This is a genomic window from Pseudonocardia sp., assembly GCF_025465255.1.
In the GTDB taxonomy this organism is placed as follows: Bacteria; Actinomycetota; Actinomycetes; order Mycobacteriales; family Pseudonocardiaceae; genus Pseudonocardia.
Window position 1 is genome coordinate 1 of record NZ_JAODNI010000113.1, and the last position, 24,078, is coordinate 24,078.

The 24,078-nt window shown below is 73.1% G+C and carries 30 protein-coding genes; 22 read left to right on the forward strand and 8 right to left on the reverse strand.

Going from position 1 to position 24,078, the window contains the following annotated elements; genetic code table 11:
* A partial coding sequence (locus JWP64_RS13240) for an alpha/beta family hydrolase (protein ID WP_297496211.1) occupies positions 1-470 on the forward strand: 470 nt, incomplete at its 5' end.
* Here JWP64_RS13240 and ybaK read toward each other — a convergent pair.
* Positions 451-930, reverse strand: coding sequence for a Cys-tRNA(Pro) deacylase (ybaK, locus tag JWP64_RS13245; protein ID WP_297496212.1), 480 nt, complete (start codon positions 928-930; stop codon positions 451-453). The two genes, JWP64_RS13240 and ybaK, sit on opposite strands and share 20 nt — an antisense overlap.
* Positions 931-1,227: 297 nt before the next feature.
* On the opposite strand from ybaK, the gene JWP64_RS13250 reads away from it, so the two are divergent.
* The 3 genes from JWP64_RS13250 to JWP64_RS13260 all read left to right on the forward strand — a co-directional run bounded on the left by JWP64_RS13250 (position 1,228) and on the right by JWP64_RS13260 (position 3,965).
* Positions 1,228-1,854, forward strand: coding sequence for a sigma-70 family RNA polymerase sigma factor (locus tag JWP64_RS13250; protein ID WP_297496317.1), 627 nt, complete (start codon positions 1,228-1,230; stop codon positions 1,852-1,854).
* On the forward strand, positions 1,851-2,186 hold the full coding sequence (rsrA, locus tag JWP64_RS13255; RefSeq protein WP_297496213.1) for a mycothiol system anti-sigma-R factor: 336 nt from the start codon (positions 1,851-1,853) through the stop codon (positions 2,184-2,186). The genes JWP64_RS13250 and rsrA overlap by 4 nt, the downstream gene beginning before the upstream one ends.
* A gap of 279 nt (positions 2,187-2,465) precedes the next feature.
* Entirely contained in the window at positions 2,466-3,965 is a 1,500-nt protein-coding gene (locus JWP64_RS13260) for a sensor histidine kinase (protein WP_297496214.1), read from the forward strand.
* Positions 3,966-4,197: 232 nt separating this feature from the next.
* Here JWP64_RS13260 and JWP64_RS13265 read toward each other — a convergent pair whose 3' ends face one another.
* Both JWP64_RS13265 and JWP64_RS13270 read right to left on the reverse strand, forming a co-directional pair.
* Positions 4,198-4,449, reverse strand: a complete 252-nt coding sequence (locus JWP64_RS13265) for a WhiB family transcriptional regulator (protein WP_297496215.1) — start codon at positions 4,447-4,449, stop codon at positions 4,198-4,200.
* Positions 4,450-4,931: 482 nt separating this feature from the next.
* On the reverse strand, positions 4,932-5,888 hold the full coding sequence (locus JWP64_RS13270; RefSeq protein ID WP_297496216.1) for a diacylglycerol kinase family protein: 957 nt from the start codon (positions 5,886-5,888) through the stop codon (positions 4,932-4,934).
* Between the two features lie 33 nt (positions 5,889-5,921).
* Between JWP64_RS13270 and JWP64_RS13275 the strand changes: the two genes are divergently transcribed.
* The gene (locus JWP64_RS13275) at positions 5,922-6,353 is read left to right on the forward strand and encodes a hypothetical protein (protein WP_297496217.1); all 432 of its coding nucleotides are present in this window, start codon (positions 5,922-5,924) and stop codon (positions 6,351-6,353) included.
* A 12-nt stretch (positions 6,354-6,365) separates the two neighbouring features.
* Here the strand turns inward: JWP64_RS13275 and JWP64_RS13280 are convergent, their stop codons facing one another.
* The gene (locus JWP64_RS13280; protein ID WP_297496319.1) at positions 6,366-6,842 is read right to left on the reverse strand and encodes a GNAT family N-acetyltransferase; all 477 of its coding nucleotides are present in this window, start codon (positions 6,840-6,842) and stop codon (positions 6,366-6,368) included.
* A 120-nt stretch (positions 6,843-6,962) separates the two neighbouring features.
* Between JWP64_RS13280 and JWP64_RS13285 the strand changes: the two genes are divergently transcribed.
* A complete protein-coding gene (locus JWP64_RS13285; protein WP_297496218.1) occupies positions 6,963-7,463 on the forward strand; it encodes a L,D-transpeptidase in 501 nt (166 codons plus the stop codon).
* Between the two features lie 9 nt (positions 7,464-7,472).
* Here JWP64_RS13285 and JWP64_RS13290 read toward each other — a convergent pair whose 3' ends face one another.
* Entirely contained in the window at positions 7,473-8,078 is a 606-nt protein-coding gene (locus tag JWP64_RS13290) for a histidine phosphatase family protein (RefSeq protein ID WP_297496219.1), read from the reverse strand.
* 265 nt (positions 8,079-8,343) lie between these two features.
* On the opposite strand from JWP64_RS13290, the gene JWP64_RS13295 reads away from it, so the two are divergent.
* Positions 8,344-8,964: a hypothetical protein gene (locus tag JWP64_RS13295; RefSeq protein ID WP_297496220.1), complete on the forward strand. Its 621-nt coding sequence runs from the start codon at positions 8,344-8,346 to the stop codon at positions 8,962-8,964.
* A 9-nt stretch (positions 8,965-8,973) separates the two neighbouring features.
* Here the strand turns inward: JWP64_RS13295 and JWP64_RS13300 are convergent, their stop codons facing one another.
* Entirely contained in the window at positions 8,974-9,690 is a 717-nt protein-coding gene (locus tag JWP64_RS13300; protein WP_297496221.1) for a LysE family translocator, read from the reverse strand.
* A 22-nt stretch (positions 9,691-9,712) separates the two neighbouring features.
* Between JWP64_RS13300 and JWP64_RS13305 the strand changes: the two genes are divergently transcribed.
* Positions 9,713-10,999: an APC family permease gene (locus tag JWP64_RS13305; protein ID WP_297496222.1), complete on the forward strand. Its 1,287-nt coding sequence runs from the start codon at positions 9,713-9,715 to the stop codon at positions 10,997-10,999.
* Here the strand turns inward: JWP64_RS13305 and JWP64_RS13310 are convergent.
* Together JWP64_RS13310 and sodN are read right to left on the reverse strand one after the other, a co-directional pair.
* The gene (locus JWP64_RS13310) at positions 10,986-11,513 is read right to left on the reverse strand and encodes a DinB family protein (RefSeq protein ID WP_297496223.1); all 528 of its coding nucleotides are present in this window, start codon (positions 11,511-11,513) and stop codon (positions 10,986-10,988) included. The two genes, JWP64_RS13305 and JWP64_RS13310, sit on opposite strands and share 14 nt — an antisense overlap.
* A gap of 101 nt (positions 11,514-11,614) precedes the next feature.
* Complete coding sequence (gene sodN / locus JWP64_RS13315) at positions 11,615-12,028, reverse strand: superoxide dismutase, Ni (protein WP_297496224.1); 414 nt, start codon at positions 12,026-12,028, stop codon at positions 11,615-11,617.
* Positions 12,029-12,124: 96 nt separating this feature from the next.
* Here sodN and JWP64_RS13320 point away from each other — a divergent pair, with 96 nt between their 5' ends.
* The 14 genes from JWP64_RS13320 (at position 12,125) to JWP64_RS13385 (ending at position 24,064) form a co-directional block, all read left to right on the forward strand.
* A complete protein-coding gene (locus JWP64_RS13320) occupies positions 12,125-12,442 on the forward strand; it encodes a S26 family signal peptidase (RefSeq protein ID WP_297496225.1) in 318 nt (105 codons plus the stop codon).
* 215 nt (positions 12,443-12,657) lie between these two features.
* On the forward strand, positions 12,658-13,836 hold the full coding sequence (locus JWP64_RS13325; RefSeq protein WP_297496226.1) for a malic enzyme-like NAD(P)-binding protein: 1,179 nt from the start codon (positions 12,658-12,660) through the stop codon (positions 13,834-13,836).
* 202 nt (positions 13,837-14,038) lie between these two features.
* The gene (locus JWP64_RS13330; RefSeq protein WP_297496227.1) at positions 14,039-16,981 is read left to right on the forward strand and encodes an EAL domain-containing protein; all 2,943 of its coding nucleotides are present in this window, start codon (positions 14,039-14,041) and stop codon (positions 16,979-16,981) included.
* A 146-nt stretch (positions 16,982-17,127) separates the two neighbouring features.
* A complete protein-coding gene (locus tag JWP64_RS13335; RefSeq protein WP_297496228.1) occupies positions 17,128-18,213 on the forward strand; it encodes an ATP-binding cassette domain-containing protein in 1,086 nt (361 codons plus the stop codon).
* 12 nt (positions 18,214-18,225) lie between these two features.
* Positions 18,226-18,888 carry an ABC transporter permease subunit gene (locus tag JWP64_RS13340; protein WP_297496229.1) on the forward strand — a complete coding sequence of 221 codons (663 nt, stop codon included), beginning with the start codon at positions 18,226-18,228 and terminating at the stop codon, positions 18,886-18,888.
* Complete coding sequence (locus JWP64_RS13345; protein ID WP_297496230.1) at positions 18,885-19,610, forward strand: ABC transporter permease; 726 nt, start codon at positions 18,885-18,887, stop codon at positions 19,608-19,610. The genes JWP64_RS13340 and JWP64_RS13345 overlap by 4 nt, the downstream gene beginning before the upstream one ends.
* Before the next feature lie 43 nt (positions 19,611-19,653).
* Complete coding sequence (locus JWP64_RS13350) at positions 19,654-20,583, forward strand: ABC transporter substrate-binding protein (protein WP_297496231.1); 930 nt, start codon at positions 19,654-19,656, stop codon at positions 20,581-20,583.
* Between the two features lie 27 nt (positions 20,584-20,610).
* The gene (locus JWP64_RS13355) at positions 20,611-21,420 is read left to right on the forward strand and encodes an MOSC N-terminal beta barrel domain-containing protein (RefSeq protein ID WP_297496232.1); all 810 of its coding nucleotides are present in this window, start codon (positions 20,611-20,613) and stop codon (positions 21,418-21,420) included.
* Positions 21,421-21,585: 165 nt separating this feature from the next.
* Positions 21,586-21,936 carry a helix-turn-helix transcriptional regulator gene (locus tag JWP64_RS13360; RefSeq protein ID WP_297496233.1) on the forward strand — a complete coding sequence of 117 codons (351 nt, stop codon included), beginning with the start codon at positions 21,586-21,588 and terminating at the stop codon, positions 21,934-21,936.
* Between the two features lie 264 nt (positions 21,937-22,200).
* The gene (locus JWP64_RS13365) at positions 22,201-22,470 is read left to right on the forward strand and encodes a hypothetical protein (protein WP_297496234.1); all 270 of its coding nucleotides are present in this window, start codon (positions 22,201-22,203) and stop codon (positions 22,468-22,470) included.
* 61 nt (positions 22,471-22,531) lie between these two features.
* Positions 22,532-22,717, forward strand: a complete 186-nt coding sequence (locus JWP64_RS13370; RefSeq protein ID WP_297496235.1) for a hypothetical protein — start codon at positions 22,532-22,534, stop codon at positions 22,715-22,717.
* A gap of 108 nt (positions 22,718-22,825) precedes the next feature.
* Positions 22,826-23,386 carry a DUF5134 domain-containing protein gene (locus tag JWP64_RS13375; RefSeq protein ID WP_297496236.1) on the forward strand — a complete coding sequence of 187 codons (561 nt, stop codon included), beginning with the start codon at positions 22,826-22,828 and terminating at the stop codon, positions 23,384-23,386.
* Between the two features lie 166 nt (positions 23,387-23,552).
* Positions 23,553-23,813, forward strand: a complete 261-nt coding sequence (locus tag JWP64_RS13380; protein ID WP_297496237.1) for a hypothetical protein — start codon at positions 23,553-23,555, stop codon at positions 23,811-23,813.
* Positions 23,810-24,064, forward strand: coding sequence for a hypothetical protein (locus JWP64_RS13385; protein WP_297496238.1), 255 nt, complete (start codon positions 23,810-23,812; stop codon positions 24,062-24,064). Before JWP64_RS13380 ends, JWP64_RS13385 begins: the two co-directional genes overlap by 4 nt.
* Positions 24,065-24,078: the final 14 nt, after the last annotated feature.

The following is a 24,078-nucleotide window of genomic DNA, read 5'->3' on the forward strand; positions in this document are numbered from 1 at the left end:
CGGCCGCGCTCGCCGCCGGGCTGCACGTCACGCTCGTCGAACAGCCCTACCGGGTCGCCGGCCGTCGTGCGCCCGCCCCCGCGACGCAGCTGGACGCGGCGTGGCTCGCCGTCGCGGGGTGGGCCGCCGAGGAGTTCGCCGGGCTGCCGTTCCTGTTCGGCGGCCGCAGCTCGGGAGCGCGCGTGGCCTGCCGCAACGCCGCCGAGGGCAAGGCCGTCGCCGTGCTCTGCCTGGCCTTTCCCGTCCATCCGCCGGGAAAGCCGGAGAAGCACCGGCTTGCCGAGCTCGACGGCGTCGAGGTGCCGGTCCTGGTCGTGCAGGGGGAGCGGGACCCGTTCGGGCGCCCGGAACCTGCACCCGGCCGCGAGGTCGTGGTGTTGAAGGGGGACCACGGCCTGAAGGCGGATGTGCCGGGGGTCGGCGCGGCGGTGGGCGAGTGGCTGGAGAAGGTCAGCCCCGGACCGCGATAGCCGCGGTGCGCGCGCCCGCGAGCGCGACGAGGTCCGCGGGGGCCAGCTCGACCTCGAGGCCGCGGCGTCCGGCGCTGCAGAACACGGTCTCCCACTCCAGGGCGGACGTGTCGAGCACCGTCGCCAGCCGCTTCTTCTGCCCCAGCGGCGAGATCCCGCCCGCGACGTAGCCGGTGGCCCGCTCGGCGGCGGCGACGTCGGCCATCCGCGCCTTCTTCCCACCGACGGCCGCGGCGAGAGCTTTCAGGTCCAGGGTCGTGTCCACCGGCACGATCCCGACGGCCAGCGCGCCGTCCACCTCCGCGACCAGCGTCTTGAACACCCGGCCGGGCTCGAGCTCGAGCGCGACGGCGGCCTCCGGACCGTAGGCCCGGCCGTCGGAGTGGGTGTAGGAGTGCACCCGATGGGTGATCTTCCGCTTCGCCAGCAGCGCGGTCGCCGGCGTCCCCTGCCCTGCCATGGCTCTCCCTTTTCGGCTGCCCCACGGGAATTGCCGGGGGCCCGGACGGCGTTCGGACACTACGTGACACACGCTCTGATGGAAGCGCCGGCGGTGGCCGAGGCCCACGTCCGGCCGCACCGCCGAAGCGGTGGGCGCGTACTCTCGGCGCCGTCCGCGGTCGCCCGGGCGGCGGATGTCCGGCCTTCCCCCGGTGGGCCGGTTCCACGGGAGAGGAGCGCGGTGCCCGAGGACAGCCCCGAGAACATCGGTGCGGCGCACACAGCTGCGGCGACGGCGGACGCGGCGACACCCGAGATCGAGGAGCGCCCGGAGGACCGCGCGTCCCCCGGCGAGACGGCCGACGAGCGCACCGCGCGGTTCGAGCGCGACGCCATGCCGATGCTCGACCAGCTCTACGGTGCCGCGCTGCGGATGACGCGCAACCCCGCGGACGCCGAGGACCTCGTCCAGGAGACGTTCCTCAAGGCGTACTCGGCGTTCCGGACGTTCCGCGAGGGCACGAACCTCAAGGCCTGGCTGTACCGGATCCTCACCAACACCTACATCAACGGCTACCGCAAGAAGCAGCGCCAGCCGTTGCAGTCCCCGACGGACGAGATCACGGACTGGCAGCTCGCCCAGGCCAGCGAACACTCGTCGACCGGCCTGCGCTCCGCCGAGGTCGAGGCGATGGACAACCTCCCGGACTCGGACGTCAAGGAGGCCCTGCAGCGGCTGCCGGAGGACTTCCGGATGGCCGTGTACCTGGCCGACGTCGAGGGCTTCGCCTACAAGGAGATCGCGGACATCATGGGGACGCCGATCGGCACGGTGATGTCCCGGTTGCACCGCGGGCGTCGCCAGCTGCGCGACATGCTCACCGACACCGCTCGGGAGCGGGGATTCATCCGGGGCCAGGTCGAGGAGGTGACCACCCGATGAGCTGCGGGAACCACCACGAGACCGATTGCTCCGAGGTGCTCGCAGAGGTGTGGCTCTTCCTCGACGGCGAGTGCGACCAGGGCCGCAAGAAGCTTCTGGTCCAGCACCTCGACGAGTGCGGGCCGTGCCTCGCGGAGTACGGCATCGACGAGAAGCTGAAGGCCCTGCTGGCCCGCAAGTGCGGCGGCGAGCAGGCTCCGGACGGCCTCAAGGACCGGCTGCGCCACCAGATCCGCACCCTGGTGCTGGAGCAGGCCGAGGTGACCGTCGAGTCCGGGCCGGGCGGAACGACCGTCGAGGTCAGGACCACGCGTCGCGAGAGCCGCGGCTGAGACGGCTCGACACACAGGCGCAACCGCGACACAGCGAAGGGGCGGTACCGGGTACCGGTGCCGCCCCTTCGTCGTCGTCACGCTGCGCCTCAGCTGTTGGGGCGCTTGCCGTGGTTGGCGCCGTTCTTCTTGCGGTCGCGCTTCTTGCGTCCACGCTTCGACATGGTCGTACCTCCTTCGTCTGCGGCTGCTCTGCCTTGAGTGTCCCACGTGATTGGATGGGGCCCGTCCCCAGGCGGTGGGGTGCGCGCGGCGACGAGGAACGGCGGGTCCGAACGGGTGTCCACACTGAGCGACCTGCTGGCCGAGCACACACACCTCCCCGGGGATGCGGTGGACCATCTCCAGCGTGTCGTCGCGGAGTGGCAACTGCTCGCCGACATGTCGTTCGCGGACTTCCTGCTGTGGATCCCGCTGCCCCAGGACGCGGACCAGTCGATGACCAGCGCGCCCGTCGAGTTCCTCTGCGTCGCGCAGGCCCGCCCGACCACGGGGCCCACCGCGCACCCCGAGGACACGGTGACCCAGCGGGTGTCCCCGCAGGACAACCCGCAGCTGCGCCGGGCGGTCGTCGAGGGCCGGATCTGCCGCGAGGAGGAGCCGCGCTGGAACCTCGAAGTCCCGGTGCGCCGCGAGACCATCCCCGTGCGCTTCAACGGCCGGGTGCTGGCGGTGCTCTCCCGGGACACGAACCTCGCGATGCCGCGGGTGCCGAGCCCGATGGAGATCGCCTACCTCGGCTGCGCCTCGGACCTGTGCCAGATGATCGCGGACGGCACGTTCCCGTCGCCGTCCGCCGTGGCCGGCGCGGACACCAGCCCGCGCGCCGGTGACGGGATGATCCGCCTCGACGCCCACGGCCTCGTCGCCTACGCCAGCCCCAACGCGCTCTCGGCCTACCACCGGATGGGCCATGCGAGCGACCTCGTCGGCCTCCCGCTGGGCGCGGCCACCAAGCAGCTGGTCGGGGACCCGTTCGACGCGGTCGAGGTCGCGAGCCGCATCCAGGCGGCGCTGGACGGCCGGACGTCGATGCGCATGGAGGTCCGGGCCCGGGGCGCCACGATGCTGGTCCGGGCCCTCCCGCTGCGCCCACGGGGCGACGCGGCGGGCGCGCTCGTGCTCGTCCGGGACATCACGGACCTTCGCCGGCGGGACCAGGCGCTGCTCACCAAGGACGCGACGATCCGGGAGATCCACCACCGGGTCAAGAACAACCTGCAGACGGTCGCGGCGCTGCTGCGGCTGCAGGCGCGCCGGACGTCGATCCCGGAGGCCAAGCAGGCGCTCTCGGAGAGCGTCCGCCGGGTGACGTCGATCGCGCTGGTCCACGAGGCCCTGGCCTACTCGCTCGCCGAGCAGGTCGACCTCGACGAGCTGGTGGACACCGTGCTGCCGGTGATCGGGGACGGCGCCACGGCCGAGGTGCGGGCGAAGGTCCGCCGGGACGGCTCGCTCGGCACGCTCAACTCCGCGATGGCGACCCCGCTCGTCCTCGTGCTCACCGAGCTGGTGCACAACGCCCTGGCCCACGGCTTCGACGCCGGTCAGGCGGGTGAGGTCGTCGTCAGGGCCCGCCGTTCGGCCGGCCGGCTCGAGGTGATCGTGGCCGACGACGGCCGGGGCATGCCGGACGACTTCGACTACGACCGGTCCGACGGTCTGGGCCTGCAGATCGTCCGCACGCTGCTGACGGAACTGGACTCCCACCTGGTGGTCCGGGCCCGCGAGGGGGGCGGAACCGAGGCCCTCATCACGGTCCCGATGGCGGGGCGATAACCTTCTCGTGTGATCGCTGATCCCGGTGCCGTGGTCGCGCCGGTGCCGTGGTCGACGGTCTCCCGGTCCGGAGCTGCACGCCACAGCGAGCGCCCGGACAACACATCGCGGGCCCGTTGCCGGTGGCGTCCGGCTACGGGCCCGCGATTGGGAAGCGAGATGCTGTTGTCCCGAGAGGTTCGGGGGTGTGAACTTCTTCTTCAGGTGCCCGGGTCGTCCGGGCTGTCGATGCTCAGGCCGTGCGAGCGCGGGTCCGAGCGTTGCGCCGCTTCAGCGCACGTCGCTCGTCCTCGCTCATGCCGCCCCACACACCCGCGTCCTGGCCACTCTCGAGGGCCCAGGCAAGGCACTCGGTGACCACGGGGCAGCGGCGGCACACGGTCTTGGCCTCGGCGATCTGCAGAAGGGCCGGGCCGCTCGTCCCCACGGGGAAGAACAGCTCGGGGTCCTCGTCGCGGCAGATCGCGTGGTGACGCCAATCCATGGTGTTTCTGCTCCTCGTACTGCGCGATCGGGGTCGCGCCGATCGTCCGTCACGGTGTTTCCGCGCTTGTGAATGGTTTCACGAGCGCGGTCGGTCTTCAAGGGACAAGGTCCATCCAGGTGAGGCGACTCACCCACACCTCGCAACGATGACCGACACGATCGGTTACTGCATCGGTCAACCGCTACGACGAGCTATCAGTGTCCCTGCCCGACGGAAACCGGGATACCCGTTTCCCGTCGGACCATGCGAGGAAAATTCCCCCGCTGTCCCTCGGTGTCGCAGGACCTACCTTGGATCACCGTTTGGCCTGGTGCGAGCCCCTTGCGGCTCGGCGGTCCGTTCGTCGCGGTGAATGGACGGATGCCGTCACCCAGCGGGGTGATCATGCCGTTCGGACTGCGACGAGCTGTGCCTCTCGTACGACGACGCGTAGCGGCGCCGCTGCACAGGGTCAACGCCCGGAGGGCCCGGAACCTTCCTCAGACGACCACGCGCAGCACATCGGGCACGGACACGAACTCGACGTCGGTGCGCGAGCCCAGGTGGTCCCCGTCGAGCTGCAGGGCCAGCGGCTCGGCGCTGCGGATGCGCACGAGCGGCACGGCGTCCTGGCGAAGGACGTTGCGGCCGTGAGGATTGCCCTCGCGGGCGAGCAGGTGCGACAGCGCGTGCGCGATCGTCGGCAGGCCGAGGTGGCGCAGGGCGAACAACGCCAGGCCGCCGCTGAACGACGCCCCGGGGTTCGTCCGCACCGCTCGGCCGTTCAGGTAGGTCCAGGGGTCGGTGTTGCTCACGAACGCCATCCGCACGTCCTCGACGGGTGCGGCGCCCGGGATCTCGACGGTCATCGACGGAGGGTTGCGGCGCTGCCGGACGTACTCGGAGAAGGCGGTGCGGAAGTAGCGGCCGGGGGAGGCCTCCCGGCCGTCGGCGCGGGCCCGTTCGACCGCGGCGACGACGTCCGCGTCCCAGCCCAGGCCGGCGTTGAAGGTGAACCAGCGGTCGTCCGCCCGGCCGAGGCCGACGAGCCGGCTGCGCCTCGCCTCGAGCGCCGCCAGGATCGCGCCCGTGGCCTCCACCGGGTCCCGGGGCATGCCGAGGGCGCGGGCGAAGACGTTGGCGGAACCGCCGGGCACGACGGCGAGCGCGGGCGTCTCGGCGTCCGCGGGGGTGACGTCGATGCCCGAGCCGTCCGCGCGGGTCCGGTGCCGCACCAGGCCGTTGACGACCTCGTTGACCGTCCCGTCCCCGCCGAGGGCGACGACCAGCTCGATCCCGGCCGCGACGGCCTCCGCGGTGGCCTCCGCGGCGTGCCCGCGGTAGGCGGTCTGCAGGACGTCCAGCTTCAGCTCGCTGGCGAGCGCGTGCGCGAGCACGTCCCGACCCGCCGGGGTCGTCGACGTCGCCCGGGGGTTGACCACGAGGAGCGCGCGCACACCACGAGGGTATCCCGGCCTATTCTCGGGCCCGTGACGTCCGACCAGCCCGCGCCCCGCCCGGCCCCGGAACAGCCCGTGCGACCGCCCCGTCAGGTGCTCCTGGCCGGCGGGATCGTCGGGGCCCAGGGGCTGGTCGGCGTCGCGGTCGCGCTGGTGTTCCTGGTGCGGGCCATCGGTTCCGGTGCCCCGGGAGCCGGGATCGCGGAAGCCGTGTACTTCCTGCTCGTGGGCGGCGCGGTGCTCTTCGCCGGGACGGGGCTGCTGCGGGGGAAGCGCTGGGCGCGCACGCCGGCGATCGTCGCCCAGCTGTTGCTGCTGCCCGTCGTCTACTCGTTGATCGGGCCGTCGCAGCAGCTGGTCCTGGGGATCCTCGCCGGCCTCGTCGTGATCGGGACGTTCCTGCTGCTGATCAGCGAGCCGTCCCGGACCTGGTCGATGGACCTGTTCGGGGACGACGGCTGACCAGGGTCCGTCCTAGCCGCCGAGCTCGGCCAGCGGCTCGCCCGTGAGCCGGTAGGTCGTCCAGCCGTCCATGCCCACGGCGCCGATCGCGCGGTAGAAGGCGATGGAGGGGGCGTTCCAGTCCAGCACGGACCACTCCAACCGGGCGTACCCCCGCTCGACGCAGAGGGCCGCCAGGGCGGCCAGCAGGGCCTTGCCCAGGCCGGCCCCACGGTGGGCCGGCTGCACGTAGAGGTCCTCGAGGTGGATCCCGTGGACGCCCTCCCAGGTGGAGAAGTTCAGGAACCACAGCGCGCACCCCACGATGACGCCGTCACGGACCGCGACGTGCGCGAAGAGCGCCGGATCGGGCCCGAACAGGGCGGTGTGCAGCTGCGACGGCGTCAGCCGGCACTCCTCGCGCAGCTTCTCGTACTCGGCCAGCTCCTCGACGAGGCCCACGATCGCGGGCACGTCGCCCGGTTCGGCCCGTCTGATGCCGTTCGTCATCTCCTGCGTCACGCCTTACCGTAACTGCGCGTCATCGGCCTAGTCTCTTCGGCTGAACGGAGCAACTTCGGCCCTGCTCGCTCGTCTTCTCCGGTGGGGACAGCGGCGGAAAGGTGATCGATGGGTAGGCACAGCAGGTCGGGCAGGGCGCGCACGGCGCTCGCCGCGGGGTCGCTCGCGGCGGTCGGGATCGTCGCGATCCTCGCCGGTCCGGCCGCGCAGGCGGCGACCACGTCGCCCGCGGGCTCCGCAGCTCCCGCGCGCGTGGCGGGGACGCCGTGCACGGCGAGCGCCCACGCGTGCGTCGACCTCACGCTCAAGCAGGCCTGGCTGATCGCCGACGGCACGGTGACCCGCGGTCCTGTGCGGATCGAGCCCGGCGACGCGCAGGACCCCACCCCCGTCGGCACCTTCGACGTCCAGTGGAAGGACCAGAACCACGTCAGCGACATGCCCAACCGCGCGCCGATGCCGTTCTCGGTGTTCTTCGCCGACGGCGGCGTCGCCTTCCACGAGGGCAGCATGACCAACCCGTCCTACGGTTGCGTGCACCTGCAGCACGACGACGCGGTGGCGTTCTTCAACACCCTGCAGGTGGGGGACGAGGTCCAGGTCCACTGAGCCTGCCGGTCAGGGCAGGCGGAGGTTGACGTGGTCGAGCCTCGGCTCGCTCCGCTCGTCGCCCAGCACGCTCCACGCCGCGGGGTCCATGGCCAGGTGCGCACCGCCCGCTGGCGGGAGGCCGATCCAGCGGGCCATGAGGACGCGGCTGAAGTGGCCGTGCCCGACGAGGACGACGTCGCCCTCCGACCGCAGCGAGCGGACGTCCGTGAGCACCGCGTCCGCGCGGGCGCCGACCTGCTCGGCGGACTCGCCGCCGGGCGTCGGGTGGCTCCAGACCGTCCAGCCGGGGTCCGTGCGGCGGATCTCGGGCGTGGTGAGGCCCTCGTAGTCCCCGTAGTCCCACTCGACGAGCCGCTCGTCGACGGCGTCGGGGGTGAGGCCCGCGAGCTTGGCGGTCTCCTGGGCCCGGCTCCGCGGGCTCACCAGCACGCGGACGGGCGGCGGCGAGTCGCCGCGGAGCGCGGCGAACGTACGGCCGGCGGCACGGGCGAGCTCCCGTCCTCGGTCCGTGAGCGGGATGTCCGTGCGGCCGGTGTGCTTGCCGGTCGCCGACCACTCCGTCTCGCCGTGCCGGAGCAGGAACAGCCGGCCCTGGCTGTCGTTCGAGGCCACGGGGACGAGGCTAGTGCTCCGGAGGTGTCGACGCCGGATCCCGCGGGGGGACGCGACGCCGTCGTCGTCACCCTGCGCAGGTGACAGGCGGGCGCCTCCGCCGCCTGAAAGCCCGATCTTCCGTTCGCCACGGATCGATACCTCCGTACAGCAGCAGGTTGCTCGGCGGACGGCGTCAATGCTTGCGTCCGAAAGCAGGTGCCCTCTACCTCGGGGAATCGCTATCGGGTAGTCTGTGGATCACCCAGCGTGAGGAGTCGGACCAATGACCGGTCGTACGCTCGACCGGGTCATGGTCGGGATGCTCGAGGCGTGCTGCCGCAAGCTGTGGGGGTTCGCCCCGGCGATGATCCCGAAGATCGTCGGGCGCAAGGGCGCGTTCGGCGCCCTCGGGTGGTTCATCGCGAACATGCCGCGCTACCTGGTCTCGCTCTACGTCCTCGGGCCGGTGCGGTTCCACCTGGCCGGCATGGCGATCTCGCTCTACAACAACTGCGTCTACTGCGCGTTCGGCCACGGCTACGCCCTGGAGCTCGTCTTCCTCCGGGAAAAGGGCCGCCTGTTCCCGCTGGATGCGCGCACGCTCGAGGACTGGCTGCATCTCGAGCCCCGTCAGCTCGAGGACCGGCTGCGCGCCGTCCTGCACGAGGCCGGCCTGCACGCCGAGAGCATGTGGGTGGACCGCACGCTCGCGCTGGCGTCCGGGGACCAGCAGCCGGTCGACGGCACCGAGGCGCGGCTCGCCCACATGGTCCGGATGCTCGGCACGATGAACCGGATCGCGATCGAGTCCGGGTGCGTACCGGACCAGGCGCAGAACCCGGTGAACAAGAACCTGGTCGTCAAGGCCCGGCACACCGAGCTCCGCGCCGCCGCCAGCGTCTGACCCGGCGCCCTACGCCGGCCGCGCCCGGTCGGTGAGCAGGCGGACGGCGAGCGCCGCGAGCACGGTCCCCATCAGGTAGCGCTGAACCCGCAGCCAGGACGGGCGCCGTCCGAGGAACGCCGCGAGGCTGCCCGCGCTCAGCACGATCAGGCCGTTCACCGTGAGCGCGACGGCGATCTGCAGGGCACCCAGCGTCAGGCTCTGCAGCGCGACGGAGCCGCGGGCCGGGTCCACGAACTGCGGCAGCAATGCCACGTACAGCACGGCGATCTTCGGGTTGAGCAGGTTCGTGACCAGGCCCATCGTGAACAGGCGGCGGGTGGAGTCCGATTCGACGTGCGCGGGGACGAAGACGTTCGTGCCGCCCGGCCACACCGCCTGCCAGGCCAGGTAGAGCAGGTACGCCGCACCGGTGACCGTCAGGACCAGGTGGGCCGCCGGTACCGCGGTGAAGACGACGGCGAGCCCGGCGGTCGCGGCGGCCAGGTACACCCCGAACCCGGCGGCGACCCCGAGCAGGGACACGAGACCCGCGCGCCTGCCCTGGGTGATCGAGCGCGACACCAGGTACATCATGTTCGGCCCGGGCGTGAGGACCAGCCCGAGCGCGACGGCGACGATCCCTGCTGCGGCACCCGCGGTCACCATGCGTCGAGCCTCGCCGATCGAGCCGGCGACCGCGAGCGAGTTCCCCGAGGAGTCCGGGTCACGGCCCCGGGCGTCCACCCGCCCTCGGTATCGTCCGGACGTGGCGGAACCGGGACTGGTGCGGCGGCTCGGGCTCGGCGACGCGGTGGTGCTCGGGCTCGGCTCGATGCTCGGGGCGGGCGTGTTCGCCTCGTTCGGGCCGGCGGCCGCGGCGGCCGGCGGCGGGCTCCTCGTCGCGCTCGGGCTGGCGGCCGTGGTGGCCTACTGCAACGCGACCTCCTCGGCCCGGCTGGCGGCGGCCCACCCGGAGTCGGGCGGCACCTACGTCTACGGGCGCCGCCGTCTCGGCCCGGTCTGGGGGTTCCTGGCCGGGTGGGGGTTCGTGGTCGGCAAGACGGCGAGCTGCGCGGCGATGGCGCTGACCTTCGGCGCCTACGTCCGACCCGCGGACCCGGTGCCGCCGGCGGTCCTCGCGGTGGTGTTGCTGACCGGCGTGAACTGTCTCGGCGTGGCCAAGACCGCCGGGCTGACCCGGGTGCTGGTCGCCGTGACGCTGCTGGCGTTGGCCGCGGTCGTCGCCGCCGGCCTGGGGGGCGGTGCCGCGGACGCGACGAACCTGAGCGGGTGGACGGGCGGCGTCTCCGGCTGGGCGGGGGTCGGGCAGGCGGCGGCGGTGCTGTTCTTCTCGTTCGCCGGCTACGCCCGGATCGCCACCCTCGGCGAGGAGGTCCGCGATCCCGCGACCACCATCCCGCGCGCGATCCCCGCGGCGCTCGGCATCGTCCTCGGCGTCTACGCGGCGGTGGCGGTGACGGCGTTGCTGACGCTCGGCCCGGACGGGCTGGCGGCGTCGGCGGCGCCATTGGCGGCGGTGGCGGCCTCCGGTTCCTGGGCGTTCCTCGTGCCGGTCGTGCAGGTCGGCGGCGCCGTGGCATCGGCCGGGGTCCTGCTGTCGCTGATGGCCGGGATCGGGCGCACCACCCTCGCCATGGCGCGGGACCACGAGCTGCCCGCGGCGCTGGCCACGGTTCATCCCCGCTTCCGGGTGCCGCACCGCGCGGAGCTGCTGCTCGGCGCGCTGGTCACGGCGCTCGTCCTGGTCACGGATCTGCGGGGCGCGATCGGCTTCTCCAGCTTCGCGGTGCTGACGTACTACGCCGTCACCAACGTGGCGTCGTGGACGCTCGGCGGGCCACGCCGCCGCCTGTTCCGCGCCGTCGCGGCGATGGGCCTGCTGGGGTGCCTCGCGTTGGCGTTCGCCCTTCCGCCGCCCACCGTCGTGGCCGGGATCGTCGTGCTCGCCGTCGGGGTGGGTGGCCGCGCCGTCGCGCGCGCGTTCCGCTCCGGCGACCGGCCGAGCTCATCGGGGGGGCTCAGCGGCCGGTGACACCGTCGAGCACCTCGCGCAGCAGGTCCGCGTGGCCGTTGTGCCGGGAGTACTCGCCGATCAGGTGCACGTAGACCATCCGCAGGGACATCGCCTCGCCCCGGAAGTCGATCTCGTGGGTGAACGGCACCGCCGCGACCGCCTCGTCCGCCAGCCGCCACTCCTCGCGCAGTGCCCGGACGTCCTGTTCGGCGCGGGACGGGTCGACCCGGTCGAAGTCCGCGTCGTCGCCCGGGCCGCCGTGCAGGGGCGGTACGTCCTGACCGGCCATCCGCTGCCGGAGCCAGACCCGTTCGACCTTGGCGAGATGCCGGACCAGCCCCAGCAGCGACACGGTCGAGGGCGGCACGGGCCGTGCGGCGAGCTGCTCAGCGGTCAGGCCGGCGCACACCCTGAGCAACGTCGCGCGTTGCCGGGCCAGGTAGCCCTCCAGGAGGAGCCGGTCCTCGCCGGTCGTCGGCCCGTCCGTCAGCGGTCCGCCGACAGGGACGGGTGCAGGGCATGTCCAGATCACCACGACAGCTTCGCCGGGCCGGGAGCGGCCGACAAACGAAAAGCGGCGCCGACCCGCGGGGAATCGACCCCCGCCGGCCGGCGCCGCTCTCAGCGCCTGGATCAGGCGGCCTGCTTGGTCTCCCAGAAGATCTTGTCGATCTGCGAGATGTAGTCGAGGAGCTCCTGGCCCGTGGCCGGGTCGACGGAGGCCTTGGTGCCGCCCGCGCCGCCGCCGGCCTTCTTGGTGGCCTTGTTGAAGAGGTTGTGCAGCTCCGGGTACTTCTCGAAGTGCGGCGGCTTGAAGTAGTCCGTCCACAGCACCCAGAGGTGGTGCTTCACGAGGTCGGAGCGCTGCTCCTTGATCTCGATGGCACGCTCCCGGAACACCGGGTCCTCGTTGCCCTGGTACTTCTCCTGGATCGCCTTGACCGACTCGGCCTCGATCCGGGCCTGCGCCGGGTCGTACACGCCGCAGGGGAGGTCGCAGTGCGCGGTGGCCTCCAGCCGCGGGCGGAGAATGCGGGACAGCCGCATGGGTCCTCCCTGATGATGGTCCTGCTGGGTGATGATCGTTCTGGCGGGGCCAACCCTACTCCGGGCCCGCGGGATTCAGCAGGACGGAGACGTGTGATGCGGCTATGGCGCCGGGTGGCGGTCCGGGGACCGTCGATGTCCCCCACCCTGGCCGACGGCGACGTCGTCCTGGCCCGGTTCGGTGCCCCCGTCCGGAGGGGCGACGTGGTGCTCGTCCGCTGGTCCGCGCGGCCCGGGCAGCTGTCGGTGAAGCGCGCGGTCCGGCCGGAGGGCGCGGGCTGGTGGGTGCTCGGCGACAACCCCTACGGCTCGACGGACTCGGGTCTCCTCGGGCCCGCGGAGGTGCTCGCCGTCGTCGAGGCCCGGTTGTGGCCCACGCCACGTCGGCTGCACAGGACACCCGACCGGGGGTGACGGAAGTGACGTGCCGGGGCCCCGCGGGCCGGGTAGGGTGACCGGCCAGTACCCGACGACCGATCCCTCGCCTCGCCCCGCCGCATCCGGACGGGATGGCAGAGGGGGCCGTCCGGCACCGCGAGAGGGTCGACCCGAGGCCTCCGGTGCACGGCGAGTGGGCTGCACGTGACGTGCGCCCCGGACACCGCACACCTCCCAGGAGAGGCCCTCCCATGACCGTCGTGCCCGAGCGCGTCCTCGCGAACGAACCGATCACCCAGGAACAGATCTTCGACGCCCACGTGGGAGGCAAGCTCTCCACCGGCCTGTCGACCCCACTGTCCGACGCGCGGGACCTGACCATCGCCTACACCCCCGGCGTCGCCGACGTCAGCCGCGCCATCGCCGCGGACCCGGCCCTCGCCGCCCGCTACACGTGGACGAACCGCCTGGTCGCGGTGGTCAGCGACGGCACCGCGGTCCTCGGCCTCGGCGACATCGGCCCGCGTGCCTCGCTGCCGGTCATGGAGGGCAAGTCCGCGCTGTTCAAGGCGTTCGGCGGGCTGGACTCCATCCCGCTCGTGCTGGACACGACGGACGTCGACGAGATCGTCGAGACGCTGGTCCGCCTGCGTCCGAGCTTCGGCGCGGTCAACCTGGAGGACGTCTCGGCACCGCGCTGCTTCGAGCTCGAGGCGAAGCTGATCGAGGCGCTGGACTGCCCCGTCATGCACGACGACCAGCACGGCACCGCGATCGTCCTGCTCGCGGCCCTGCGCGGGGCCTGCGAGGTCGAGCGGCGTGCGCTCGCGGAGCTGAAGGTCGTGATCTCCGGTGCCGGCGCCGCGGGTGTCGCCTGCGCCCGGATGCTGGTCACCGCCGGAGCGCGGGACGTCGTCGTGCTCGACTCGCGGGGTGTCATCGACGCCGCGCGCGGCGGGGAGAAGGCGCGGCTCGCGGCGGAGACCAACCCGCGGGGTCTCACCGGCGGGCTCGCGGACGCCCTGCGGGACGCGGACGTGTTCGTCGGCCTGTCCAGCGCGAGGCTCCCGGAGCAGCTGCTCGCCACGATGGCGCCGCGGCCCATGGTCTTCGCCCTGTCCAACCCGGACCCGGAGATCGCGCCGGACGTCGCCGCCCGATACGCCTCGATCGTCGCCACGGGCCGCAGCGACTTCCCGAACCAGATCAACAACGTGCTCGCGTTCCCGGGCGTCTTCCGGGGCGCGCTGGACGCCGGGGCGCGCCGGATCACCGACGAGATGAAGCTCGCCGCGGCCGAGGCGATCCACCTGGTGGCCCGCGAGGACCTGGCGCCGGACCGGATCGTCCCGAGCCCGTTCGACCCGCGTGTCGCGCCCGAGGTGGCGGCGGCGGTGCGCGCTGTCGCCGAACGGGCGAGCGGACGGTAGTCACGCGCTGTAACCGAGTGCGCGTCCGGCGAACTGGGCGCCTTCCGTCGGTCGGCCCGAACGGTGACTCTCCGGTGACATGACGGGGGTCACTCACACGGGGCGTCGTGGTTCGTTCGAGGTAAGTCGGCGGATCGACCGGGCGACCACCTCGTTGTGCTCTAGGTAACGGGGGTTCGGCACACGACGCCTGGGGGGCGCAGTGGACGAGTTCGACGAGCAGTCGTCGCACACGGGGGAGACCCTGCGCGACGACCACGGCCGGGGCACGGACGAGGACACCTCGGCCGAGGCGGTGCAGCGCGCGGACCTCCGCCGCTCGCGCCACGCCGTCCTCGGCGGCGGGGTCCGCCCCGAGGTGGCGCGGTTCGCGAGCCAGCTCGCGCAGGCGATCTCGGACGCGCCGGGCGGCGTCGTGCGCTCGTCGGGCCGGGAGCCGCACGAGCTGCCGAGCGCCGCCCCGCGTGCCGTCGAGTACGTCCACGACGAGGTTCCGGCCGGAGCGCCGCAGCTCACCGAGGCGGTGACGGACCCGCGGCCGATGCAGGTCGTCGGCGCCGGGGCCGGCCCGTCCGGGTTCGCGGGGGCGCCCGTGGCCGAGCCGCTCGAGGCCCCGGCCGCATTCGACGAGCCGGTGTTCACCGAGCCGGGGTTCGCCGAGCCGGGATCCGACCCGGAGCTCACCGACCCCGTCGGCAGCTTCCCCCGCATCCTCCCCGCGCTCCGCGAGGCCGCCCTGGGCACCTCGACCCTGCCCCCCGGCACGCTCGACGGGTTCGGTCCCGGCGGCGTCGAGGTCGTCCGGCTGCCGTCCGCCCCGGCCGTCGTGTGCGACGCCTCGGACCGGATCGTGCGCGTCAACCAGGCGTTCCTGCGGCTGGCGGACCGGCGCACCGACGACCCCGTGCACGGCCCCCTCGGGATGCGGGTCAACCAGCTCGTCGCCGGCCCGGACACCGACGCCCGCCTGGTCCGGCCGGACCACTCGCTGGTGCGGGTGCGCGTCGTGCGCTGGGATCTGCCGGGCGCCCTGCGCGCGGTGCTCCTCATCGAGCTGGAGCAGCCCCAGGGTGACGCGGGAACCGCGGCGGACCGCCGCTGGACGGCCGAGCTGGAGCGGATCGCCCGCGTCGGCACCTGGACGTTCGACCTCGCCACGGCCACGCTCTCCCGCACCGAGACCCTCGACGAGCTGTACCGCTCGGTGGGCGTCGCCGCGGACACCGACCGCGGCCCCGTGGAGGGGGACCAGGTCGCGCTGCTCTGCCGCGGGCTGCGGTCCGGCGCCCGCACCCAGGACCACCACGTCGAGATGCGGCTCCCCGGGGACCGGGTGCTGAGCTGCCGGGCCGGCATCGAGCGCTCCGCGGACGGCACGCCGGTGCGGCTCGTGGGCATGGTGCGCGACGTCAGCGCGCAGCGCGTCGCCGAGGGCCGGGTGCAGCACTCCGGGCAGCGGTTCCTGGATCTCATGGCCACCGTGACCGCGGGGGTGGGGCTGCTCGACGCGTCCGGCCGGCTCGTCGACGCGAACCCGGCCCTGTGCGCGCTGCTGGACTCGCCGTTGGAGCGGCTGCGCGGCGTCTCCGCGCTGGACCTGACCGCGGAGCCGGAGGCGAGCCCCGACGGCCTGCCGCGCTGGCTGCGCCGGATCGCGCCGGGCTCGCAGCACGGCTACCGCATCGACACTCTCGCGCTGCTGCGCGCCGACGGCACCCGGGTGTGGTGCGAGGTCGGCGTCACGGCGTCCATGGCGGACGACGGCGGCGTGTTCTGGCTGATCGTCTGCGCGGACGTCGGCGAGCAGCGCCGCGCCGCCCAGCTCCTGCGCAGCGCCGCGACCACGGATGAGCTGACCCGGCTGCTGAACCGGGCAGCCGCCCTCGAACTGCTGGACACCCTGCTCGCCGGGCCCGGCCGGGACCGCGTGGCGCTGGTCTGCGGGGACCTGGACGACTTCGCCCGGGTCAACTCCTCGCTCGGCCACGAGGCGGGCGACGACATGCTGGTCGCGCTCGCGGGCCGGCTGCAGCGGGAGCTTCCGTTCGGCTGCACCGCGGCCCGGCTCTCCGCGGACGAGTTCGTGGTGATCTGCGCGGACCACGCGGAGGCCGGCGGCCCGGACGCGCTCGCCCGGACCGTCGCGGACATGCTCCGGACCACGGTCACCGTCCACGGGCGGCCGGTGCACCTCACGGCCTCCGTCGGGCTGGCCACCCCGAAGCCGCACGAGGACGTGACCGCGTCGGACCTGCTGCGCTACGCCGAGGCGGCCATGCAGGACGTCAAGCGCAACGACCGCGGCGGCGTCGGCATCGCCTGCGAGGGCGTCGTCTCCACCGCGACCCGGCAGCTGGAGCTCGAGGCCGAGCTCCGCGCCGCGATCTCCGGCGACGGGCTGCTGCTGGAGTATCAGCCGGTCGTCGGGCCGGACGGGGTCGTGCACAGCGCCGAGGCGCTGGTCCGCTGGCCGCACCCGGAGCGCGGGCTGATCCCGCCGGGGGAGTTCCTGCCGGTCGCCCAGCGCGGCGGGCTGCTGCGCGAGCTGGACCTGTGGGTGCTGCGCACCGCGACCCGCGAGGCCGCGGGCTGGACGACGCCGAGCGGGCGTGGCGTGGCCGTCGCCGTCAACCTCGCCGGGCTGCTGCCGAGCGAGCCGGACTTCCTCGCCCATGTGAGCGCCGCCGTCGCGGGTGCCGGCCTGATGTGGGACCAGCTGGTGCTCGAGCTCGTCGAGACGTCCATGGTGGCGCTCCCGCGGCACGCGCTCGACGCCATGGCCGAGCTGGTCAACCGGGGCGTCCGCTTCGCCGTCGACGACTTCGGCACCGGCTACTCGTCGCTGGCGCGGCTCAAGGAGCTCCCGGCGCAGACGGTGAAGGTGGACCGGTCGTTCGTCACCGGCGTCGCGGAGGACCCGGCGGACTTCGCCGTCGCCCGGGCCGTCGTGGACATGGCGCACGCGATGGGCCGCTCGACGGTGGCCGAGGGCGTCGAGACCGCGGAGCAGTTCCACGTGCTGCGCGGCCTGGGCGTCGACGCCTACCAGGGCTGGCTCTTCGCCCGACCGCTGCGGGCGGACGCGATGCGCCGGGTCCTGCTCGCCGAGCGCCTCCCGACGCCGGCAACCGCGATCGGCGCCTGAATCCCACGTCGCGGCCACCTGTCCGGACACGTCGCGGGTTGGTCACGGTCCCCGGTTCCCGGTTCGCCACCCGGATCTCGGCGGGATAGCCTCGCTCGACTGCGGCGGCCGGCAAGAGGTCGTCGGCGACGAACGGGGTTGCCCGGGTGATCGAGTTCCGGGACGTCACGAAACGGTTCCCCGACGGCACCGTCGCCGTGGACGCGCTGAACCTGACCGCGGAGACCGGCCGGATCACGGTGTTCGTCGGGCCGTCCGGCTGCGGCAAGACCACCTCGCTGCGAATGGTCAACCGGATGATCGAGCCCAGCTCCGGCGTCATCGAGGTCGACGGGCAGGACATCATGGCCGGCGATCCGGCCGAGCTGCGCCGCGGCATCGGCTACGTGATCCAAGCGGCCGGGCTGTTCCCGCACCGCACCATCCGGGACAACATCGCCACGGTCCCGATGCTGCTGGGCTGGAACAAGAAGCAGGCCCGCGAGCGGGCGATGGAGCTGATGGAGACCGTCGGGCTCGCCCCGGAGATGGGCAGCCGCTACCCGGCGCAGCTCTCCGGCGGCCAGCAGCAGCGCGTCGGGGTGGCCCGCGCGCTCGCCGCGGACCCGCCCGTCCTGCTGATGGACGAGCCGTTCAGCGCCGTGGACCCGGTGGTCCGGGAGAACCTGCAGGACGAGCTGCTGCGGCTGCAGTCCGAGCTCGGCAAGACGATCGTGTTCGTCACCCACGACATCGACGAGGCCATCAAGCTGGGCGACCGGGTCGCTGTGTTCCGCACCGGCGGCCACCTCGCCCAGTACGACGAGCCCGGCGTCTTGCTCGCCCGCCCGGCGGACGACTTCGTGGACAACTTCGTCGGCCGGGACCGCGGCTACCGCGGGCTCGGGTTCGTGTCCTCCAGCGGGCTGCCCGTCGGCGAGCTGCGGACGGTCGAGGTCGGGGGCAGCGCGCCCGAGGGCTGGTCCCTCGTAGTCGACAGGGAGCGGCGCCCGCTCGGCTGGCACCACGGCGGGACCGCGGGAGGCACGGCCGGCGAGGAGAACCTCGTCCCCGGCGGCTCCCTGTACGACGCGGGGTCCGGCTCTCTGCGCAGCGCACTCGACGCGGCCCTGTCGTCGCCGTCGGGCCAGGGCGTCGCGGTCGCCGCGGACGGCCGGGTGAGCGGCTCGATCAGCGCGGACGACGTGCTCGCCGCCCTGGCCGTCGCCCGCCGCGACGACGCGGCCGCGTAGGGGAGCGCACCGGTGACCTGGGTTCTCGGCAACCTGCCGCTGATCGGCGACCTGCTCGTCCAGCACATCGTGTTCTCGCTGGTCCCGGTGGTGATCGGGCTGGTGCTCGCGATCCCGCTCGGCTGGCTGGCCGACCGCACGCGCGCCGGGCGCACCATCGTGATCAACCTGTCCGGGCTGCTCTACACGATCCCGTCGCTGGCGCTGTTCGTGTTCCTGCCGGCCATCCTCGGCACCTCCATCCTGGACCCGATCAACGTGATCGTGGCGCTGAGCGTCTACACCGTGGCACTGCTCGTCCGCACCATCGCGGACGCGCTGTCCGCGGTGCCGGACCTCGTCGTCAACTCGGCGACGGCGATGGGCTTCACGCCGGCCCGCCGGTTCGTCGGGGTAGACCTCCCGCTGGCGATCCCTGTGATCGTCGCGGGGCTCCGGGTGGCTGCCGTGTCGTCGATCAGCCTGGTGACGGTGGGCTCGACCGTCGGGTTCGGCGGCCTCGGCCGGATGTTCACCGACGGCTTCCAGCGCGTCATCACCGCGGAGATCATCGCCGGGATCGTGCTGGTGCTGGTGCTGGCCCTCGTCGTCGACACGCTCCTCGTGCAGGGCGGCAAGGCCCTGACGCCCTGGGAGCGGGCCGGAGAGACCGTGCGGCGGGGGGTGGAGGCGTGAACTACCTCGGCTGGCTCGTCGACGGCGCGAACTGGGGCGGCCCGCAGGGCATCACCCAGCGGCTGATCGAGCACCTCGGCTACACCGCCTTGACGATGGTGATCGCGCTGGTCGTCGCGGTGCCGCTCGGTGCCTGGATCGGGCACCGCTCCACCTCCACCGGGGGCTTCGTCGTCAGCGGCGCCAACGGCCTGCGGGCGCTCCCCACGCTCGGCCTGCTCGTCCTGCTGGTGACGTGGATCGGCCTCGGCTTCACCGGCCCGCTCATCGCGCTGCTCGTCCTCGGCATCCCGCCGATCCTCGCCGGCACCTACGCCGGCATCCGCAATGTCGACCGCGCGATCGTCGACGCGGCCACCGGGATGGGCATGCGCGGCAAGGACGTGCTTCTCAAGGTCGAGCTGCCCAACGCCCTGCCGCTGATCATCGGGGGGATCCGCAGCTCGCTGCTGCAGGTCGTCTCCACGGCGACGATCGCCGCGTACGTCGGGCTGGGCGGCCTCGGCCGCTTCATCTTCGACGGCCTCGCGCAGCGGGACTTCCCGCAGATGATCGGCGGGTCGATCCTGGTCGCGGTGCTCGCCGTCGCCCTGGACCTGGTGTTCGGCGGGCTGCAGAAGCTGCTCGTCTCGCCCGGGCTGCAGGCCGCACCGCGCGGTCCGCGCCGGCTTCGTGCCGTCCCGTCCCCGAAGCAGCAGACCCCTGCCGCCGAGGCGGCCTGAGAACTCCCCACCACCCGAACCCCGCCCCGGAGGACCCTTCACCATGAGACGCACCCTGATCGCCCGCGTCGCCGCCGTCGCGGCGATCTCCGCGCTCGCGCTCACCGCCTGCGGTGGCGGTGGCGGGAACCCGCTGTCCAGCGGCAGCACCGGCAGCGCCGCCCCCACGGACACCATCAAGATCGGCTCGGCGAACTTCACGGAGAGCCAGATCATCGCGGCGATCTACGGCCAGGCCCTGCAGGCCAAGGGCGTCAAGGTCGAGACGACGCCACCGATCGGCAGCCGCGAGGCCTACTACCCCGCCCTGCAGGACGGCTCGATCGACCTGATCCCGGAGTACACGGGCACGCTGCTGCAGTACATCAAGAAGGACGCCACCGAGACCGAGCCGGACGCCGTCTACACCGCCCTCCAGAGCGCGCTCCCGCCGACGCTGACGGTGCTCCAGAAGTCCGCCGCCGAGGACCGGGACGCCGTGGTCGTCACGCGGGCCACCGCGACGCAGTACAACCTCAAGACGATGGACGACCTGGCGCCGGCCTGCGGCCAGATGGTCTTCGGCGGCCCGCCGGAGTTCCAGACCCGTCCCGACGGCATCCCGGGCATCCAGAAGACCTACGGCTGCACGTTCAAGAGCTACCTGCCCCTCGACGCCGGCGGCCCGCTGACCGTCGCCGGGCTGAAGGACGGCAACGTCCAGGCCGCGGACATCTTCTCCACGGACGCGTCGATCAAGACGAACGACTTCGTCGTGCTGGACGACCCGAAGAGCAACTTCGCGGCGCAGAACGTCGTCCCGCTGATCACCAAGGCGAAGGCGACCCCGCAGGTCACCGAGGTGCTCGACGCGATCTCGGCCAAGCTCACCACGCAGGGCCTGACGGACCTCAACGCCGAGGCCGCGAGTGACGCCAAGCCCAGCGCGGAGACCGTCGCGAAGAACTGGCTGACGGCCAACGGCCTGGCCTGACCCGCCCGGCCCTGATAGGTATCAGGGATGAATGACACCACGCCCGCGGGCTCCGTCACGTCGCTGCACCGCTACCCGGTGAAGTCGATGCTCGGGGAGCCGGTGGACGCGATCGTCGTCGACGCGCGCGGGGTGGCCGGGGACCGCCGCTTCGCGCTCGTCGACAGCGACACCGGCCGGGTCGCGACGGCCAAGCACCCGCGGCTGTGGCGCACGCTGCTGCAGTTCTCCGCCGTCTCGGCCGGGGCAGGCGCGCGGATCAGGTTCCCGGACGGGCACGTGCTCTCCGTCGACGAGGCGGACGACGAACTGTCCGCGCTGCTCGGCCGCAAGGTCCGGATGTCCGCCGAGCGGGCCGAGGGCGCGTCCGTCGAACGTCCGGACCCGGTGGACGTGCTGGTGGAGGGCGTGGACGCCGAGGTCGAGTACGGGGTCCTGGAGATCGCACAGGGCACGCCGGGCGGCGCGTTCGTGGACTACGCGCCGATCCACCTGATCACCACCGCGACCCTCGACGAGCTGGGCGTCGAGGCGCTGCGCTACCGCCCGAACGTCGTGGTGCAGACCCCGCCCGGTTACCCGCCCTTCGCGGAGAACGACTGGTGCGGGGCCGAGTTCACGATCGGCGACGTCCGGCTGCGCGGCACCCTGCCCACGCCGCGCTGCTCGGTGCCGACCCTGGAGCACGGGGACCTGCCGCGGGCCCCGCAGGCGGTGCGCCCGCTGCTGGAGCGCAACCGCGTGGACGTCCCGGGCTTCGGGGTGCTCCCGTGCGCCGGGGTGTACGCCGAGGTGCTGTCCGGGGGCACCATCCGGACCGGGGACGCGGTGGGCTGAGAGCGCCACCGAGCCCGGGCAGTCGCGGTGCTGGCCGCAAGGTCGATGGCGGACAACGTGAATCGCGTCCGGGTGACGTCGCCGCCCCTCTGCTTGTGAGCTGTCTCACCCGGTGGAAGTATCGACTCGGTCCGACGCACGTTCTCCAGCGAGAGGGCCAGGGGTATGGCCGAGCTCGAACCGAGGAACTTCCTGCAACCCTGTCTGCTGCTGCTCCTGCGCGAGCGGCCCGATCACGGCTACGAACTCGCCAACCGGCTCCGTCCCATGCACGACGGAGCGGGGGACCCTGGTGGCGTGTACCGCGCGCTCCGGGGCCTGGAGAAGCTCGGCCTCGTCCGGTCCGAGTGGCAGACCTCCGCCACCGGCCCGGCGCGGCGGATCTACCACGTGACCGGTGAGGGCGCCGCCATGCTCGACGGGCAGGCCAGAGGCCTGGAGAGCGTCCACGACGCGATCCACGTCTTCCTGGACCGCTACGCACGGGTCGCCGCGGTCGCGAGGCCCGTCGGGTAGCCGGTCCGAGCGATAGGAATGGGTCCGCGGGGGTCCCGTGATCGGCACGTGTGCGGCGTCGAGGGCCTCCCGAGGTCACCGGTCGGCCCCCTGAGCGGCGGTCTAAGGGTTCTCCCGGGGGCACGGGGGGTTTCTGCCGGATCCGGTGCGGGGGACCGGATCCTAGCGTTCCGGGCGTGGACACGACGGTCCCCGGCGCCACCGCAGGCGCGCCTCGTCCGGAGGCCCCGGACCACCCTCGGGCTGCTCAGGGCGCTGCTCACGGTGCACCTGCTCGCGGTGCTCGGTCAGCCGATCCTCGCGGGCCTGTTCCTCACCGGTCACGTCGACGCCATCGCGGTGCACGGGATCGTCGGCAGCGTGCTCGTGGTCTTCACGATGCTGGTCGGCGTGGCCGCCCTGGCGTACGTGATGGTCGTGGGCGGCCGCTGGTGGGTGCTGGCGGCCGTCGTGCTGCTGTTCCTCGCCGAGGGCCTGCAGGTCGGGATGGGCTACGCCTGGTCCTGCAGGTGCACATCCCGCTCGGGGTGCTGATCGTCACCCTGTCGGTGCTCCTCGCGGGCTGGGTGTGGACGCCCTCCGCCGGACGTGCGGGGTGAACCTCCTGTCCCGGCGCGGGTTCCTCGGCGTCCTGGGCGCGACCGCGCTCGTCCCGGGCTGCGGCACCCTCGGCATCGACACCTCGCACGGCCGGACCGGTGAGTCCCTGGCCGGCGTCGTGCACTGCCACAACCTCGAGCACGAGGACATGGCGATGAGGGCGACGATCCGGACCGTGTAACCGCTCGGTGGCCCGTTGTCACTACCCCCGGACCGTATGGATTCGCCAGGTCGTGGCTGCCATCCTCGATCAGGCGATGAATTCGGGTCGGGAGGAGGTCCACCCCGCATGGGCTTCACGGCCGTTCTCGCGATGGTCTCGGTCGGGCTCGGCGTGCTGCACCTGCTGCGAGTGGCCACCGCCCGGCGGGACGGGCGATCGGTGCTCGGAGAGGCGTCGCACGCCGCGATGGGCCTGGGGATGGCGGCGATGTTCTCCCCGTTCGGGGACCCGCTTCCGTCGGTGGTGTGGCTCGCCGTCTTCGCCTCGACGGCCACGTGGTTCGGCCTGCGCTGGCTGCGCGCCGGTCCCCGGGCCGACGACGCGGCGCACCACGTCGTCGGCGGCGTGGCGATGCTGCTGATGCTCGCTCTCGGCGGGCACGAGCACACACATGCCGGCTCGGCGTGGGTGTCCCTCGTCGCGGTCGTGTTGGCGGGGTACTTCGGCTGGCACGTGCTCCGCTGCTCGGACCGCTTCGTCGCGGCGCGCCGGTCCCCGGTGCCCGCCGGTCACGCGGGCTGTCCCGCGCCGGGTGCGGGAGCGGGGCTCCGCTCCCCGCACGTCGGCGCGCTCGCCCATCTGGTGATGGCGGCGTCCATGGGCGTGATGTTCCTGGGCATGGTGTGACCGCCGGACGGCCTGGGTGTATCGATCCGGGGTCGGGCAGGCGTCCGCTGGCGGGGCCTCCGGCCGTGGGCGACGATGGGCGCTAGATTCCGCACGCGGCGTACACGCGCCGTTGCCCGGGGTAGCCGGGTTCGGGTACACGACAGGCGGAGGACGGCAGCGCGTCATGGCGAGCATCGAAGAGGTCCGGTCCGGGATCGCGACGGCCAACGACAAGGCCTCGGAGAGCCTCGGCGCCCTGCAACAGGCGCAGAACTGCATCGAGCAGGCGCAGAGCGCGTTGCAGCAGGTCACCGAGGGCAGCAGCCAGGGTGACGTGGACCAGGCCAACGCCTACTACGCGGACGCCGCCAGCAAGATCGGTGACGTGCAGCAGGCCGTCAACGCCGCGATCGAGGCCGCCGAGGGCGTCGCGGCCCGGCTGTGACCTCGTCCCTCGGTGACATCCGGCTCGCGCTCGCCGAGGTCGGTGAGCTGACGGCGGACGCGCGACGGCACGTGGACCTCGCCGCGGAATGCCTCGACGAGGCGGTGAGCACCCTCGCCGAGCTCGTCGAGCAGACCCACGAGGACCTGCCGGTCGACGCCCTCGCGCGTGCCCGGGACGACGTCGCCGAGGTGGGCGCGAGCGTCTCCGCCGCGGCGGACGCGATCGCCGATCTCGACGCACGGATGTAGCGATGGTGCCTCGT

Bases quoted from the DNA above. Each gene is read 5' to 3' on its own strand.
- JWP64_RS13360 (WP_297496233.1), top strand. From the start codon at position 21,586: ATGGCCGAGCTCGAACCGAGGAACTTCCTGCAACCCTGTCTGCTGCTG.
- JWP64_RS13280 (WP_297496319.1), bottom strand. From the start codon at position 6,842: ATGACGAACGGCATCAGACGGGCCGAACCGGGCGACGTGCCCGCGATC.
- JWP64_RS13325 (WP_297496226.1), top strand. From the start codon at position 12,658: ATGACCGTCGTGCCCGAGCGCGTCCTCGCGAACGAACCGATCACCCAG.
- JWP64_RS13375 (WP_297496236.1), top strand. From the start codon at position 22,826: ATGGGCTTCACGGCCGTTCTCGCGATGGTCTCGGTCGGGCTCGGCGTG.
- rsrA (WP_297496213.1), top strand. From the start codon at position 1,851: ATGAGCTGCGGGAACCACCACGAGACCGATTGCTCCGAGGTGCTCGCA.
- JWP64_RS13295 (WP_297496220.1), top strand. From the start codon at position 8,344: ATGACCGGTCGTACGCTCGACCGGGTCATGGTCGGGATGCTCGAGGCG.
- JWP64_RS13355 (WP_297496232.1), top strand. From the start codon at position 20,611: ATGAATGACACCACGCCCGCGGGCTCCGTCACGTCGCTGCACCGCTAC.
- JWP64_RS13380 (WP_297496237.1), top strand. From the start codon at position 23,553: ATGGCGAGCATCGAAGAGGTCCGGTCCGGGATCGCGACGGCCAACGAC.
- sodN (WP_297496224.1), bottom strand. From the start codon at position 12,028: ATGCGGCTGTCCCGCATTCTCCGCCCGCGGCTGGAGGCCACCGCGCAC.
- JWP64_RS13265 (WP_297496215.1), bottom strand. From the start codon at position 4,449: ATGGATTGGCGTCACCACGCGATCTGCCGCGACGAGGACCCCGAGCTG.
- JWP64_RS13350 (WP_297496231.1), top strand. From the start codon at position 19,654: ATGAGACGCACCCTGATCGCCCGCGTCGCCGCCGTCGCGGCGATCTCC.
- JWP64_RS13285 (WP_297496218.1), top strand. From the start codon at position 6,963: ATGGGTAGGCACAGCAGGTCGGGCAGGGCGCGCACGGCGCTCGCCGCG.
- ybaK (WP_297496212.1), bottom strand. From the start codon at position 930: ATGGCAGGGCAGGGGACGCCGGCGACCGCGCTGCTGGCGAAGCGGAAG.
- JWP64_RS13320 (WP_297496225.1), top strand. From the start codon at position 12,125: ATGCGGCTATGGCGCCGGGTGGCGGTCCGGGGACCGTCGATGTCCCCC.